This is a genomic window from Erysipelatoclostridium sp. An173 (assembly GCF_963931465.1).
Classification (GTDB): Bacteria; Bacillota_I; Bacilli_A; order Erysipelotrichales; family Coprobacillaceae; genus Thomasclavelia; species Thomasclavelia merdavium.
This window is the reverse complement of sequence record NZ_OZ007017.1, coordinates 1,124,034-1,140,509: the sequence shown is the minus strand read 5'-3', so window position 1 is coordinate 1,140,509 and position 16,476 is coordinate 1,124,034. Positions and strand designations below refer to the sequence as shown.

General features: G+C 29.3%; 20 protein-coding genes. 3 read left to right on the top strand and 17 right to left on the bottom strand.

Going from position 1 to position 16,476, the window contains the following annotated elements:
• Positions 1–2 precede the first annotated feature (2 nt).
• From ABGT36_RS05885 to ABGT36_RS05825, 13 genes are all read right to left on the bottom strand, one after another.
• Positions 3–656, bottom strand: a complete 654-nt coding sequence (locus ABGT36_RS05885) for an alpha/beta hydrolase (RefSeq protein ID WP_308698793.1) — start codon at positions 654–656, stop codon at positions 3–5.
• Between the two features lie 41 nt (positions 657–697).
• A complete protein-coding gene (locus ABGT36_RS05880) occupies positions 698–1,021 on the bottom strand; it encodes a hypothetical protein (protein WP_087303068.1) in 324 nt (107 codons plus the stop codon).
• A gap of 70 nt (positions 1,022–1,091) precedes the next feature.
• Positions 1,092–1,718: an SdpI family protein gene (locus ABGT36_RS05875; protein ID WP_346677183.1), complete on the bottom strand. Its 627-nt coding sequence runs from the start codon at positions 1,716–1,718 to the stop codon at positions 1,092–1,094.
• On the bottom strand, positions 1,708–1,983 hold the full coding sequence (locus ABGT36_RS05870; RefSeq protein WP_087303064.1) for an autorepressor SdpR family transcription factor: 276 nt from the start codon (positions 1,981–1,983) through the stop codon (positions 1,708–1,710). Before ABGT36_RS05870 ends, ABGT36_RS05875 begins: the two co-directional genes overlap by 11 nt.
• A gap of 85 nt (positions 1,984–2,068) precedes the next feature.
• Positions 2,069–2,785 carry a 1-acyl-sn-glycerol-3-phosphate acyltransferase gene (locus ABGT36_RS05865; RefSeq protein ID WP_087303062.1) on the bottom strand — a complete coding sequence of 239 codons (717 nt, stop codon included), beginning with the start codon at positions 2,783–2,785 and terminating at the stop codon, positions 2,069–2,071.
• Between the two features lie 2 nt (positions 2,786–2,787).
• On the bottom strand, positions 2,788–3,258 hold the full coding sequence (locus ABGT36_RS05860; RefSeq protein ID WP_087303060.1) for a dihydrofolate reductase: 471 nt from the start codon (positions 3,256–3,258) through the stop codon (positions 2,788–2,790).
• A complete protein-coding gene (locus ABGT36_RS05855) occupies positions 3,258–4,136 on the bottom strand; it encodes a thymidylate synthase (RefSeq protein WP_296881641.1) in 879 nt (292 codons plus the stop codon). The genes ABGT36_RS05860 and ABGT36_RS05855 overlap by 1 nt, the downstream gene beginning before the upstream one ends.
• 81 nt (positions 4,137–4,217) lie before the next feature.
• Entirely contained in the window at positions 4,218–4,892 is a 675-nt protein-coding gene (locus ABGT36_RS05850) for a hydrolase (protein WP_087303056.1), read from the bottom strand.
• Positions 4,893–4,951: 59 nt separating this feature from the next.
• Entirely contained in the window at positions 4,952–5,836 is an 885-nt protein-coding gene (locus tag ABGT36_RS05845; RefSeq protein ID WP_087303054.1) for an ROK family protein, read from the bottom strand.
• A gap of 69 nt (positions 5,837–5,905) precedes the next feature.
• Entirely contained in the window at positions 5,906–7,657 is a 1,752-nt protein-coding gene (thrS, locus tag ABGT36_RS05840) for a threonine--tRNA ligase (RefSeq protein ID WP_087372033.1), read from the bottom strand.
• A 142-nt stretch (positions 7,658–7,799) separates the two neighbouring features.
• Positions 7,800–8,177: a GNAT family N-acetyltransferase gene (locus ABGT36_RS05835; protein ID WP_346677180.1), complete on the bottom strand. Its 378-nt coding sequence runs from the start codon at positions 8,175–8,177 to the stop codon at positions 7,800–7,802.
• A 272-nt stretch (positions 8,178–8,449) separates the two neighbouring features.
• A complete protein-coding gene (locus ABGT36_RS05830) occupies positions 8,450–8,689 on the bottom strand; it encodes a hypothetical protein (RefSeq protein ID WP_087372025.1) in 240 nt (79 codons plus the stop codon).
• A 61-nt stretch (positions 8,690–8,750) separates the two neighbouring features.
• A complete protein-coding gene (locus ABGT36_RS05825; RefSeq protein ID WP_087372022.1) occupies positions 8,751–9,476 on the bottom strand; it encodes a pseudouridine synthase in 726 nt (241 codons plus the stop codon).
• A gap of 253 nt (positions 9,477–9,729) precedes the next feature.
• On the opposite strand from ABGT36_RS05825, the gene ABGT36_RS05820 reads away from it, so the two are divergent.
• The 3 genes from ABGT36_RS05820 to ABGT36_RS05810 are packed head-to-tail and all read left to right on the top strand — an operon-like array spanning position 9,730 to position 11,822.
• Positions 9,730–10,755, top strand: coding sequence for a D-alanyl-D-alanine carboxypeptidase family protein (locus tag ABGT36_RS05820; RefSeq protein WP_346677179.1), 1,026 nt, complete (start codon positions 9,730–9,732; stop codon positions 10,753–10,755).
• Positions 10,748–11,320 (top strand): hypothetical protein, encoded by a 573-nt coding sequence (locus ABGT36_RS05815; protein WP_346677178.1) that lies wholly within the window; start codon positions 10,748–10,750, stop codon positions 11,318–11,320. The genes ABGT36_RS05820 and ABGT36_RS05815 overlap by 8 nt, the downstream gene beginning before the upstream one ends.
• Positions 11,313–11,822 (top strand): spore maturation protein B, encoded by a 510-nt coding sequence (locus ABGT36_RS05810; protein WP_346677177.1) that lies wholly within the window; start codon positions 11,313–11,315, stop codon positions 11,820–11,822. The genes ABGT36_RS05815 and ABGT36_RS05810 overlap by 8 nt, the downstream gene beginning before the upstream one ends.
• 22 nt (positions 11,823–11,844) lie before the next feature.
• Here the strand turns inward: ABGT36_RS05810 and ABGT36_RS05805 are convergent, their stop codons facing one another.
• The 4 genes from ABGT36_RS05805 to ABGT36_RS05790 form a co-directional block, all read right to left on the bottom strand.
• The gene (locus tag ABGT36_RS05805; RefSeq protein WP_204215218.1) at positions 11,845–12,009 is read right to left on the bottom strand and encodes a hypothetical protein; all 165 of its coding nucleotides are present in this window, start codon (positions 12,007–12,009) and stop codon (positions 11,845–11,847) included.
• A gap of 92 nt (positions 12,010–12,101) precedes the next feature.
• A complete protein-coding gene (locus tag ABGT36_RS05800) occupies positions 12,102–13,544 on the bottom strand; it encodes an alpha-amylase (RefSeq protein WP_296882475.1) in 1,443 nt (480 codons plus the stop codon).
• A gap of 17 nt (positions 13,545–13,561) precedes the next feature.
• Positions 13,562–14,944 (bottom strand): D-2-hydroxyacid dehydrogenase, encoded by a 1,383-nt coding sequence (locus ABGT36_RS05795; protein ID WP_346677175.1) that lies wholly within the window; start codon positions 14,942–14,944, stop codon positions 13,562–13,564.
• Positions 14,945–14,953: 9 nt separating this feature from the next.
• Positions 14,954–16,417: a metallophosphoesterase gene (locus ABGT36_RS05790; RefSeq protein ID WP_300630022.1), complete on the bottom strand. Its 1,464-nt coding sequence runs from the start codon at positions 16,415–16,417 to the stop codon at positions 14,954–14,956.
• Between the last annotated feature and the right edge of the window lie 59 nt (positions 16,418–16,476).

The window sequence follows — 16,476 nt, the reverse complement described above, 5'->3', positions numbered from 1 at the left end:
CCCTATTTTATATATTCAAGTATTATTTTAGCTATCTTAGTACTATTTATTATATAACTACCATGAGTTTCACCAGTTAAAATTTTTAATTCACTATTAGCAATCTCCCTTGCAAGATTTAAAGTATGCTTCTTTTTGATCACATCTTTGCTGCCAGCTAACACCAATACAGGAATAGTTATCTTATTTAACTGTTCATTAGTTATTGCTGGTTGATTCAACATCAATTCTATTTTAGGGTCATGTTTTAAAATATAACTTAATTTCATCTCTAAATATGTCTTTATTTTTAACCCATGAGGATTACAATTAGCACCACTTATAATTAATCTGCTTAATAAATTTGTTTGACTAGCAATTAATAACCCAATAATTCCACCATCACTAAAACCATAAAGAGTAACCTTATGTAAATTTAATTGCGTTATAAAAGCAATTAAATCATTAGCCATATCTTGATAATCATATTTTTCTATTGGCATACTTTGACCATGTCCACGACTATCAATACAATAACAAGTAAAATAGTCTTTTAAAATGGTAACTGCACTATCAAAAATATGATGATCTTCACCGTTACCATGAAGAAGAATTAATGGATCACCTTTACCAATAATTTCATAATATAATCTAGTATTATTTACATCTATATACATCTTTAACCACCATAATAAAAAGAGCTAGTTATACTAGCCTCTTAATTTTCAATATTAATAGATTCACCATCTTGTAATTTATAAACATTTAATGCTTGTCCTAAAGTTAAATCAATATATGGTTTATAATCAGTTGTTTTAGTATTTTCATCAATAATTTCATAACTATCAAAAACTAAAGTTATTCCTAATGTATCAGGATATAAACGAACCATTTGATCCTTACCATATTTTTCAATATCTTTTTCCATATCTTCGATTAAGTCCTGACATCCAAATACTAATCCATCTTCAATATCTTCACTTAACTCAAATGATAAATTTAAATTTGTATTAATATACTTATATGCATCTTTTAATGCCATTTTTATACCCTCCTAACACTTTAGTATAAATATATCATATTATCTAATAATTTAAAACAATAAAAATCCTTTATAATCCGCTACGATAAATTAAAAACGAATATATAAATGGAACAACTACTAAAACCAATACGACAACTAACAAGGCATAAAATGCAACGTTAAAGAAACTAGCAACAATTATTATTAAACCACCTATTACCATGATATAACCAGCTAGTCGATTAGTTCGGTTCCAGTTTTCACGATTATTTAAAGTCCATGGCAAACGATAACCAATCATATAATTTTGGCGGCATTTTGGTAAATAATTGCCTAATATAATAAATATTATTCCTATTAATAATGGTATAACAAAATTTATTGAAATATGATACCCAAAAGCTACAGCAAATGTAATTGCTTCTATTATAATGGTCAACCCCGGAATAATCCAGCTAACAACTTTAATCATTTTATCAGAGTGGCTACGACCTTTAGGATCGTTTAGTAACATAAACATCATAAAAGCTTGAATTAAACACATTAATACTGGCAATCCAAATACTACAATAGCTTTATTTCCATAACTGTCGATTTGCCCAGAAAAATTCCAATGAATTGGCAATTTTGCTGGTAATTGATTATAGATTAGTACGCCAAATACTGATGGTATTAAGCATGCTCCACTAGTTATTAAAATTTGTTTATTTTTCATTATTGTCGCCTCCAAATTGACTTAACCACAATATCACTTCTTCTAATACTGATGTATTTAGCTCATAATAAATATAATTTTTATATTTATTTTCAAAAATCAAATCAGCTTGTTTTAATTTTGATAAATGATAAGAAACAGTTGCCTGAGTCATTTTAAAATGTTTAGCAATTTCACCAGCTGAAAGTGTTTGATCTTTTAACAATAATAAAATTTCTCGTCGAACCGGATCACTTAATGCTTTAAAAGTTTCTGCAAATCCCATTAATATCCTCCTTGATATTTAGATAGATGTCTAAATAGATTATAACAAAAATTAAAAAGTATAACTAGTTTTTTACCAGTTATACTTAATTTTTATCATATTCCTTTATACATTCTTCAACTCGATCATGAACCAGTTTAGCAATATCATTAGTATGCAAATCTTTATATTCATCATAATATATCGGTTTTAAATAATGAATCTGTGCCGTTGTTTTCTTGATTGTATTACGATCGAATACTTTATAACTATCAATTATTGCTACTGGTACGATTGGTGCTTTAGCTTTAGTGGCAATTTTAAAGGTACCACCTTTAAAATCTAATATCTGATTACCTTTTTTACTTCGAGTTCCTTCAGGGAAAACAAAGAAATTTTGTCCATTAGCAACCTCGTTTGCTACATATTTAATAATCTTAGCACTGCCACGAACGTTACTACGATCCATTGGAACAAATTCCAGCATTTTTAAAACGTCTTTTACCAAAATAACTGATGTTAATTCTTTTTTTACGATTGCCCGAATAGGACGTTCATGAGTACTAAAAATAGCTACTGGATCAAATAATCCCTGATGATTAGGTGCTACAAAATAACCAGATTTTTCCGGTAAATTTTCTAATCCATAGCATTTCAACTCAATACGACCTTTTTTTATAATTTTTGGAACAACGCTATAAACAAAAGCATATCTTTCTTCTAATGAGTATTTTTTAGTATTTTTAAACTTATTTACTTTATAACCCCACCAGTATGGCAAATACCAAATTACTCTGATAACAATCAATGCAATTCTTTTCATTTCTATCCCCTTCTATATATTTCTAAAGTAAAAGTTTCAAATGGCTTAGTTTCCACTAATTGATAACCATATTCTTTAAAATCAGGAAAATAAGTTTCCCCTTCATGTTTTCCTGGGATCCTAGAAATCATTAACTGATCAGCGATTGGCAAACATTGACGATAAATAGAAGCACCACCAGAAATATATAAATCTTCACCGCTTGTTTGATACTCCTTGATAACTTCTTCTAACGAATCTCTAACTTCAACTCGATCATCTTCAAACGGCTCTAAACTTACAACGATAGTTTTACGATTAGGTAATGGTCTACCAATAGCTTGATATGTTGTTAATCCCATTAAAATAGTCTTATTTATTGTAGTTGCCTTAAAATGTTTCAAATCCTCAGGTACATTCCATGGCATCCCATTTTTAGAATCCTTTTTACCAATTAAAAGATCTTCATCTGTTGCAACAATAATATTAATCATTATACACTTACCTTTCCTACTAATCTTCCATAACTTTGATATCCTTCAATTTTGATATCTTCAATTTTATAATCAAAAATTGATTTTACTTCAGGGTTTAAAACAAGTTTACACATAGGTAACGGTTTACGTGAAATCTGTTCTTTGACAACATCAAAATGATTTCTATAAATATGAGCATCACCAATTGTATGAATAAATTCTTTAGCCTCATAACCGCAAGTTCGTGCCAGCATTTCTGTCATCAATGCATATGATGCAATATTAAAAGGTACTCCTAAAAAAATATCAGCACTTCTTTGATATAATTGACAAGATAAATATTTTTTATCAGCACTAACATAAAATTGTAAAAAAGCATGACATGGTGGTAAAGCCATGTTATCTACCTGAGCAGGATTCCAAGCACAAATAATATGACGTCTTGAAAAAGGATTGTTTTTTAAACTATCAACCAGCTTAGCTAATTGATCAACACCCTCATAATTAAAATCACGCCATTGAGCTCCATAAACCGGCCCTAAATCACCATGTTTTAAAGCAAATTCATCATCTGTTTTAATTTTTTCAACAAACTCTTCGATTGTTTCACCATGGTAATCAGATGATTTTTTAAAAGCTTCATATGGCCACTCATTCCATATTTTTACATTACGATCAACTAAATATTTAATATTTGTATCACCTTTAATAAACCATAATAGTTCTTCAGCAATTGGCCGTAAAAACATTTTCTTAGTTGTCATTAAAGGAAAACCTTCTCTTAAATCATATCTAGTTTGATAACCAAAAACACTCCGTGTTCCAGTTCCAGTACGATCTTGACGATCTTCACCATGTTCTAATACATATTTACACATTTCTAAATATTGTTTCATTTCTTACACCTCATCGACTATTTTACAATAAATTAATTGTTTCAACAATATAAATAATAATGGTAGATTTAAAATCTACCATTATTTATGACAGCGTTGACGGTATTCTTCCATCATCTCTTTAAAAATATCCCCGTTTGAAGGTGGTGTATATGTAACAGCATTAGCACCAGCTTCAATTACCTCTTTAATTGTTTCAACAGTAGGTCCACCAGTAGCAATAATTGGAAAATCCGGTGATATTTTTCGTAATTCTTTAACTATAGCAGCTGTATTCTTCCCGCCTGATACATTAACAATTTTAGCACCGGTATACAACATCCGTTCTTCTAGATTTTCATCCAAAGAAACAATTGATAATACGACCGGAATATCTACATAGTCAGATAATTGCTGAATAAATTCTGTTTTAGTTGGTGCATTTAATACAACTGCAGTTGCCCCATGTAATTCAGCATCTAAAGCAATCTCTCTTACACGTGGTCCTGCTGTAGTTCCACCACCAACACCTGCAAATACTGGTCTTTGAGCAACGTCAATAATTGAATTTGTAATTTGCATAGTTGGTGTAAAAGGGTATACTGCTATTACAGCATCAGCATTACAGTTAGAAATTACTGCAACATCGGTTGAAAATAATAATGACTTAATTCTTTTTCCATTAATAACAATTCCTGTTGCTTCCCGAATACATTCAGGTACTAATATAGTATGGCTACGTAGTTGCGTATTTATTTTAGGTGCTACTTTTTTCATCTCAAATCTCCCCTACTTATTTTTTATAATTATACTATATCTTTATGAATTTTTAATGTCTAACTGTTAATAAAATTATAAACTGCACCAATTAAATTGGCTTGATTAGCGAATTTACATTTAACTACTTGAGGACGAATTTTAGCATGAGGGATTTTAGTATAAATTTTATCTAAATGTTTTTCTAATTGTTCAAGTAAATCATCACGAGCACTAATAGCACCACCAATAACAATTTTTTCTGGATCATAAACATATTGAAGATTATAAATTCCCATAGCTAATACACTAAAGTACTGATTCACATATTTTTGGTAAACTGGATTTTCACTAGCATGATCAAAAATTTCTTTACCATCTAAAGTCTCAGGTTCAACCCCTAATTCTTTAGCTACTGCTTTTACAACAGCTACAGTTGATCCAGCTTCTGACCAGGAGATATACTCATCATTTTCAATATCGTTTAAAGCTACCATGTAACCAAATTCTCCACCATGAAGATGTTTACCACGATGAATTAAACGATTCTTAACGACAGCACCACCGATTCCAGTTCCACTTACGATAAACATACAATCATCAACATCGCTAGCTGCACCTTTCCAAACTTCAGCTAAAGCTGCACAGTTAGCATCGTTTTCAAGCGTTACTTTTAAATTTAAACGTGCTTGTAAATCCTCTTTAATATTTGGACCATGAATATAATCTAAAGCACTAGAACCTTTAATAACACCTACTTCACTATCAACAGCACCTGGCATACTTAAAGCTAATCCTTCTACTTCTTGATTTAAGTCATGATAAATTTTTTCCATTTCCACATACATTTTATCTAAACTATCAGGAGTAACAATTTTCCCTTGATTACTTACGTTACCTTCATCATCAATTACCCCGTATTTTATTGATGTTCCACCAACATCCATTGCTAAATATAACGACATTTTTTACACTCCTTTTTTTATTTATTATATCATCATATTGAATAATAAAACATCTGTAAGTCAGATGTTTTATTGGCGATTTTCGATTTTTTCTTTCATCATTTTAGTGAATTCATCGAAAGGTACAGTTGTTTGTTTTTGTTGACCATGTTCACGGTATGTAACAGTTTTTTCATCACGTTCATTATTTCCTAAAACTAACAAGTAAGGTACTTTTTCCATTTGTCCTTCACGAATTCGATATCCTAATTTTTCTTCACGAGCATCTAATTCTACTCTAAATCCTTGTTGTTTTAATAATGATTCTACTTCTTTAGCATATTCTAAATGATATTCATTATTAACTGGTAATACTTTGACTTGCACTGGAGACAACCATAATGGGAATACCCCTTTTGTTTCTTCAATTAAAAATGCAGTAAAGCGATCGAATGTTCCAAAAATAGCACGGTGTAAAACAACTGGTGTTTGTTTAATACCGTTATTGTCAACATAAGTTAATTCAAATCTTCTTGGTAATAAGAAATCTAATTGACATGTAGATAATGTAACTTCTGGTCCTACTGCTGGTTTAACTTCAACATCTAATTTAGGACCATAGAAAGCAGCTTCACCTTTAGCTTCAAAATAATCTAAATTAAGTTCTGTTAATACTTCACGTAATTTAGCTTCTGCTTCATCCCACATTTGGTCATCATCAAAATATTTTTCTTTATCATCTTTATCACGTAAAGATAATCTGAATTTATAATCTTTAATACCAAAATCTTTATATACATCTAAGATCAAATTAACTACTCGTTTAAATTCTTCACCAATTTGTTCAGGTGTTACAAATAAATGAGCATCATTTTGACACATACAACGAACACGTTCAAGTCCTTTAACAGAACCACTAGCTTCATATCTAAAATCAGTAGCAAATTCACCAATACGAATTGGTAAATCACGATATGAATGTAATGAATTTTTGTAAATTAACATGTGATGTGGACAGTTCATCGGACGTAAAACAAACTCTTCTTCATCAACTTTCATTACTGGGAACATATCATCTTTATAATGATCCCAATGTCCTGAAGTTTTATATAAATCAACAGTTCCGACACATGGGCTATAAACATGATCATATCCTAATGCCCGTTCTTTTTCATAAATATAATTTTCTAATTGTCTTCTAATAAATGCCCCTTTAGGTAACCACATTGGCATCCCAGAACCAACTAAACGATGGTTCATAAATAAGCTCAAATCTTTTCCGATTTTACGATGATCGCGATTTTTAGCATCTTCTAATAAATCTAAATGTTCTTTTAATGCTTCTGGTGTAGGGAAACATACTCCATAAATTCTTTGTAGTACTTTATTGTTTTTATCACCTTTCCAGTAAGCACCAGAATGTTTGATCAATTTAAAATTTTTACATGCTTTAACAGTTTCAACATGAGGACCACGACATAAATCTACAAAGTCACCTTGACGATAACAGCTAATGTTTGTTCCTTCTTCAAAGTTATTGATTAGATCAATTTTGTATTCATCATCTTTAAACATTTCTAAAGCTTGTTCTTTACTCAATTCTTCACGAACAATTCTTTTTCCATCTTTACAGATTTTTTTCATTTCTTTTTCGATTTTAGGAATATCTTCATCTTTTATTACATCTTCACCTAAATCGATATCATAATAAAATCCTTCGCTAACTACTGGTCCAACCCAAAATTTAGCTTGAGGATATAAATGCTTAACAGCCTGTGCCATAACATGAGCACAAGAATGATTTAACACGCTTAATTGTTCATCTTCTTTAAAATTAATCATTTTTCTCTCCTATCCAGAAACGTAAAACAGTTTCTTTTGTTTTTTCATCATAATATTTATTTTCTAATTTACCGCCACATTTTTCAATTGTTTTTTTAGAAGCAATATTTTCCTGGTTACATGTAAGTAAAATCGGATAAATTTACCATCGTTTACAAATTTCAATTACTTCTTTTAACATCGCTGTTGCATAGCCTTTTTTACGCATACTAGGCAAAATACTATAACCAATATGACCGCCATGATTAATTAAACAATTATTTAGACAATGACGTAAATTAATGGTTCCGACAATTTGATCATTTTCAAGATAAAAATATGTTGTTGCTGGTACAAAACCAGGTTCAAGATTTATTCCTAAATGATTTTGCTTTTCTCTTTTAATCCATTTATGGTAATCTTGATAAAATTGGCATCCACCATCACCATTAACATATTTTTCACCAAAGGCATATGTTTCTTGAAGATAATCTTTCATCATCGATTCATGTTGATAATCAGGATATACTAATTTAGCCATCTGAAATTCTCCTTTAATAAAAAATACCCTCATCCAAAGGACGAGAGTATCGTGGTACCACCTTTTTTCGTTATTAAAAATAACCTCTAAGCTATAACGCACTACCGACATTCTCTTTCGAGTGTTGCATATTAGGGAGTACCTAAATATTCTTATCAAGGCTTTCACCAGCCGCCTTTTCTCTAAATCAAAGAGTTACTTAGACATGTCCTAAATTATCGCATCTAATTTCAAATACAATTCTACATATTTATTATTTTAAAGTCAATAAATTATTTATCTTTATCTTCCGCTTGATGAAGATAATGTGCCATTTTAATATTATCTGTTTCTTTTTTTAATGCCTTATATACATATTTTGAAGGCATTTTAGTAAACATTGTAACCGTATCACATTTGATACAATATAGAGCCTGAATCCCCCGAATATTAATTCTTTTAATCCAGTCACCTTCTGCTTTGCAGATTCCACATTCAATTTTATTTTGCGGTTCAACTATTTGTATTCTCATTTTTCATCACCCAAAAAATAGTATGCACTAATCAATTTAAAATATTTGTCATATTTTAATTCTATTTTTTACCATTAACTAATTTTTTCAAATCTTTTACTTCTTGCGGTTTTAAAATTCGATATGTTCCTGGTGTCAATCCTTTTAAATTTACACATCCTACACTTAATCGATGCAATCTTTTTACAGGATGCCCAACACTTTCAAACATTTTTTTAACTTGTCGATTTTTCCCTTCATAAAGTTTAATTTGCAGTACTGTTGTTTTATGTTCAGTATCTTTGTTGATAACTTTAATTTTACAAGGTAATGTCTTTACACCTTCTAGATAAATTCCTTTTTCAAGTTTGTGTAAAGTAGCACCGTTTATCAATCCATTAATGGAAACTTCGTAAATCTTTTCTAAATGATAACGTGGATGCATGATCATATTTGCAAATTCACCGTCATTAGACATAATTAATAAACCTGTTGTATCATAATCTAAACGACCAACTGGATAAATTCTTTCTTTAACATCTGTAAAATAATCAGTTACTTTAGGACGGTCAAATTCATCATCTAAAGTACAAACGCATCCTTTAGGTTTATAAAATAAATAATAGACTTTATTTTCTGTAACAATTGGTTTTCCATCTACCGTAATAAAATCACCTTTTTTTACTTTAGTCCCTAATTCAGTAACAATTTCTCCATTTACGGCAACCTTACCTTGAATAATTAAATCTTCAGCTTTTCTTCTTGATGTATAGCCGCTTGCTGCAATTGCTTTTTGTAATCTTTCCATATTTATCTCACCTACTTTTTTATCATTATACTGAAAAGTTTTCCAAAAGCAACAAAATTTAATCGTAGTTTTATACTTCCATATATTTTTATTAAAATCAATAAATTCTAATATTACCATAATTAAAATTAAACTATCTTTTTTAATTAAATATTAACTATTGCTATAAAACCTTTTAAAATATCTAGATTGATATAACTTTAATTAAGTCTAAAAAAACATTTGATGCATAGACTACTAGGGGTGAGTAATAGTGAATTTTGTGATATTCAATATAATTATTTCATTACTTTTACCAATGAATACAACTAAATTAAATGCTACCGAACCGGTATCTTTTCAAGGTAAAAGTTATATCGTGATGGAAGCCGCCAATCAAATCGTCATTGAAGGAAGTAATGAAGACTATATCCAAAGTGTTGCTTCAATTTCTAAAATCATGACCTGTATCATTGCAATTGAAAATATGGATTTAGATACAATCATCACTGTTGATGAAACAATCAATCATGCCTGGGGCAGTGGTATTTATATACATATAGGTGATAAAATCAGTCTTCGTGATTTACTATATGGTCTAATGCTTCGTAGTGGTAATGATGCAGCAGTAATGATTGCTAAAGCAGTCGGAAAAGAAGTTAACAAGTTTGTTGATATGATGAATGACAAAGCAAAACAATTACAATTGCATAGTACAACCTTTTCTAATCCAACTGGACTTGATGAAGAAGATAACGGTAATCAGTCAACTGTTTATGACATGGCCCGTTTAATGGCTTATTGCCATCAAAATCCTATCTTTAATGAAATCGTATCAACTGTTAAATATACTAGAGAAGATGGTAATGGTACCTGGCAAAATAAAAATAAACTGCTTACTAATTATAAATATTGTATCGGTGGTAAAACTGGTTATACCAAAAAAGCTAAACGTACTTTAGTTACAATGGCTCGAAAAAATGATTTAGATTTAATAATTGTAACCTTTAATTGTGGCAATGACTTTGAGTTTCATGAAAAAAAATATGAGGAATGTTTTGATAAATTAGAAGAAACCAAGATTTTTTCTAAAGGTATCGTTGAATATAAACAACAGCAATATTATTTAGATTTTGATATTTTTGTAAATAAACAAGAAAATGATAAAGTTGATGTTTCATTTGAAAATGATGAAATCATTGTATCATTAAATGATCAGCCCGTAGCTAGGGAAAAAGTAGTTCCATACAATTTTTTTATAGGCTTTAAAATGGTCTTAAAGGATCTTTTCTATGGCTAAGATTTTTAAATACGGTTTAATTATTTTTATTTCAATATCATTTTTTACCCATAATCAATCGCAGCTGTTATCTGCTATTTTAAGTTCACCACAACAAGTTTTTGATTTAATTAAAATTTTAGTATTAAGTGCTTGTTTATGGAACGGCTTATTAAATATTATCAAAGCATCGGGATTGATTAATCATCTTTCATTAATTTTAAAACCAGTTTTAAAATTAATTTATGGCAAAGTAATCGAAGATAAAGAAGCTTATTTATATTTATCAACAAATTTTATCGCTAATATGTTAGGTGTTGGTTCTTTAGCGTCGATTAGTGGTTTAAAAGCAATGCAAGCATTAACAAAATATCAAACCAATAAAAAAATTCCTTGTAAAGAAATGATGCTTTTAGTAATTATGAATACAACTGGTTTTTCATTAATACCATCCACAATGATGACATTAAGGCAAAGCTATGGTAGTCAAAACGTACTTGGCTTTTTTATCTATAGTCTTGCAATCGGTTTTATTATAACTATTATTGGTATTGTTGTAAGTAAAGTGATCGAACATTATGGATAGTTTGGTTTTAATTATTATTGCAGTTGCTTTAATTGAAGCTGCAATAAAAAAAGTAGATATTTTTAAAGAGTTTTTAGATGGTGTTAAAGAGGGCAGTAAATTATTAATAACATTATTTCCTACTATGATGGCATTTACTTTATGGGTCGTCTGTTTTCAAAATTGTGGTTTAACAACTATTTTAGAATCAATATTTCATAATATAATTAAGACTATTAATATTCCAGTTGATGTTTTTATGATGATGATCATTCGTCCTTTTTCAGCAAATGGATCACTGGCAATTTTAAACGATTTATTTGTAAACTATGGCGTCGATCATCCCTATAGTATTCTTGGTTCAATAATTCAAACTGGCAGCGACACTACTTTTTATGTAGCAACATTATATTTTGGTAGCATCAAAATAAAAAATAGTCGCTATGCTTTAAAATTAGGCCTCTGGTTAGATTTCATTGCCTGTTTACTAGCTGTTATTTGTTATTTAGTTTTTATAACTTAAAAATTCCTCTTATGAGGAATTTTTAAGCATAATTAGCTTTATTAACACTTACATATTTCCAGTAAGATCGATGTTTTCCTTTACAAGCGATTACTGGATAATTCGAATAACCAAATTCTCGAGCAATCGTTCCTTTAGGAACTTTATTAGCATGTGTTAGTTTTCCATTTAAAACTGCATATTTCATATTTAGTTCCTCCTTTATTTACAACTATATTATAAATAAAAGTTTGTTTTTTATTAAACAGAAAACATCTATTAAACACCGATAAAAAGGTTTTAAATTTTTTTTGTCCAAACAGATACTGAACCACCATTAACTAAAAATATACCAAAACCATCTTTATCAATAATTATTTCTTCCAATACATTGTTTAAACAATCAACAAATATTTCATTAGCATGATTTTTTCCAACGTACATTTTCTTTTGACCACCTGGTCCATCATTTACAATAACTGCAAATCCACTATTTAAATGTTGACTATCACCTTCATAACTCCAGCCAACAATATTATTATCATCAAAATAGTTATGTTCTTTACCATACATAAGTTCTTTTCGAACTTTTATCATTTTATCTATTACATCTTTAAACGAATCAACGTTATATTCTGGTATTCCGTAATAATCACCATAAAATACACAAGGATAGCCATATTGTCGTAATAAAATCAAGGCATAAGCAATTGGTTTAAACCAGTTAGCAACTGAACTTTGTAATGACTGTCCTGGTTGACTATCGTGGTTTTCAACAAAAGTAACTGCATAATCAGGTGCTTTTTTAACTAAAGTATCTTCAAAAATAGATCCCATATCAAAAGTTCCATTACTACTGGAAATATAATGAAATTTAAAATGCAAAGTAACATCAAATAATGACATGCAATAATTAGATACTTCTAAATAATGTAATAATTTATTAACATCACCATGCCAATATTCACCAACAGCAAACAAATCACGATTACTATAGTTACGAAGCTCTTTTAACCATCTTGTAAAAAAAGTAAAATCGATATGTTTGACAGCATCTAAACGAAAACCATCAACATTTGTAAAATCAAGATACCATTTACCAAATCGAATTAACTCATCAACAACAGTCTGATTATTAAAATCAACATCAGCTCCCATTAGATAATCATAATTACCATTTTCATTATCTACTAACTGATCCCAGCTATCACCATCGAATTCATAAATAGCATGGCGCTTTTTTCTTTCGTCATAATCGACACCATCAAAACAGCTTTCATTCCAAATGAAATTAGAATATTTACCATTTCTGCCTTTAAAATCAAATCGAGTCCAGGCTTCAATCTGTTCTTTATCAGAAATCACTTCATTACGATCAAACATATCATTTTCAACAGCTGTTACTAATTCTGTTCCATCAGCACCCATCCGATGATTTAAAACCATATCACCATAAACTTCAATTTGATAACGATGGAGTTGAGCTATAGCTTCTAAATATTCATCTTTAGTTCCATATTTAGTTCTAATAGTTCCCTTTTGATCAAATTCACCTAAATCATATAAATCATAAACACCATAGCCGACATCATTAATACCACCTTGTCCTTTATAAGCAGGTGGCAACCAAAGAGCATCAAATCCTGCAGCTTTTAAATTTTTCGCCTCAGCTTTAAGTCTTTGCCAGTGTTTACCATCATTAGGTAAATACCATTGGAAATATTGCATCATTACTTTTTGCATATTTTTAACCTCAAAAATTAATTACATCTATTTCTAAAACTACCTTTTTTAAAACTTTCAATATTTAAGCATACTTCTTCAATAACTCGATTACGTGTTTCCACAGGTGCCCAAGCAATATGAGGAGTCATTAACAGTCTAGTTGGATCTTGAATTTCTAAAAGTTTGCTATCAGCTTTAATTGGCTCGTTTTCAAATACATCTAAACCAGCTCCAGCAATTAAATGATTTTTCAAAGCATCAACTAATGCTGTTTCCTTAACAATCTTTCCTCTTCCAACGTTAATTAAATAAGCACTATTTTTCATTTTCGCAAATGCTTCTTCATCAAACAAATATTCAGTTTGTTTATTTAAAGGAGCATGAATTGTAATTATATCACTAGTTTTCAATAAAGTATCAAAATCAACTCGTTTAAACTGCGCCTGATTATTACGACCACTAGTAGAATAATATTGTACTTGACAACCAAAAGCTTCAGCAAGATTAGCTACTTTACGACCAATATCACCCATACCAACAATTCCCCATACTTTATTATCTAATTCATGAAAACTATGTCCTAAATGAGCAAACATTGAACTAGAAGCATAATTACCAGAAGCAATATAATTATGATAATAGTGATTTTTATTATACAAATCTAGCAATAAAGCAAAAGTATGCTGCGCAACTGCATTAGTTGAATATCCTTTTACATTACATACAGCGATATTAGCTAACTTACAATATTCTAAATCAATATTATTAACACCTGTTGCCGTTACACAAATTAATTTTAATTTAGTAGCATTTTTTAATTGCTCAGGGCCTAATATATGTTTATTAGTAATTACGATACTAGCATCTTCAATTCGTTTGCTTACTTCATCTACTTCAGTTTGTTCATAAATAATCGCATTACCATATTGATTTAAACAACTACAATCAATATCACTTCCTAAAGTTTCACGATCTAAAAAAACAATTTTAAAATCACCTTTTAACATCATTATAATTTCCTCATACTCTTTACCTTGCAACATTTTTCCTAAAATATATGGCATTTTTAAATCATATTTTTCAATCACACGACAATTACCACTCATGATGCCATTTTCAATTTTAAATTCCAATTCATGATTTAGTAATAAAATCGCTAAAAAACGGCTTGTCATCTCCTCATATTCACTAATTTTTTCGGTCACCTTTTTTACAATATCATTATCTTTTTGAATACAAGCATTAACACATTTTTGAAAATCTGTTTCTTTTTTTAATTCCTCTTGAAAAATCTCATTAGTAAGTAATGGTAAAACTATATTATAAACATTCATTGGTACCGAACCATAACCTTTTGTAAAACAATATAATAAAGCCCCACCAGTTTTTTCATCATTTATTTTATCAATCAAATCCATCTTTTACTCCTAAAATAAATTAATAATAATTCTTTGACGATCTTGTAACGTAATATCATCATAAATAATAAAACAATATTTAAAACGTTTATAACGATGATCATATTTTAAAATATTATAACTTAAATAACGACTCTTAAATTCCTTAGCTCCACTACCACAAGCCGAACCAGCAGCAATGACATACATTCCCTCTTGGAACGTAAAAAAAGGCAAATGCTTATGACCATGTAAAACATATTGAATATTATGTTTTCTTAACCATTTTACTAACTCTCTACTATCAACTAAAGCTTTAGTACTATCAATTATTTTCCCAACAAAAAGCTTTTCACGCCATCTTTGCTTCAAAAAATCATCGCGTGTAATTGGAAATAAATGATGATGCAACATAGCAATAAGAGTATATTTATTAATATCTTCAATAGCTGCTAACTCTTCATCAATAGCATCAAGCTGTTTTTGACCAACTTTTCCTCTAGCTAAATTTCCTTCACCAGTAGAATCAATTTTAATTAAAATTATTTTTTCATCTTCAAATACTTTAATTTTTTCACTAAGTAAAAAAGCAATTACTTTACTTTTTTGACGTTTAAATATATTTAAACCATGAACAATAACATCATGATTACCTAAAATAAAAGATACATCAGATTTATATTTATTTTTTAACATTTTCATAAAATCATCTACTTCATACATGTTTTTACGATTAGGCGAATTCATTAAATCACCTGTAATTAAAAACTTAAGCTGGTAGTATGATTTTAACATTGGTATAGTTTCATCTAAACTTTTTTCCAAAGCAATACGTCCTAAGTTTTTCTTTTTACTTCCTAAATGCAAATCACTTAATTGGACAAAAAAACTATCATAAGGACTTAAATAGCGAATTGAAAAAATTGTATCATGCTCAATTTTAAACATAATTTCCTCAATATCTTTAGTAGTATACACCGGTGTAAAAACACATTGATCTCCCTTGAAAATTAAAAAACCAGGCCAGCGATCAATTTGATAAAGAGCAGTAACAAAATGTTTAAATGGTCCATAAAATGACAAATCATCTTTATTTAATAAACGATGACAATTAATTACACTTACTCTTTCACTGCTTAAATCATCAACAATTTGCAAAGAAGTTAAATAAGCATTAATTGGTTCACTATAATCAAAACTTGCTAAAACTACTATTTGATATTTATCTCGCTGTTGTAACACATAGTCTTTTATTTGTTGATATTGTTCAGGGGTAAAACGTTCTGTTATCTGGTCAATTGATCTTGCCTTAGTAAAATCAATAAACATGTCAAAATTAATTTCTTCAATGGCATCTAATATAATGTTTCTTTCTTGCATCCATTTTCTTAATTGACACAATCCACGATAACCATCTAATAAACGATTAAAATATGTAGGACTACTATCAAAAATCAAGTTTAAATAGGCGTTGATTAAATCATATTCATTCACTTTATCGCCTCCTTATCTTATATTATAGAAAAAAGCCTATAATTTTAATAGGCTTTTTT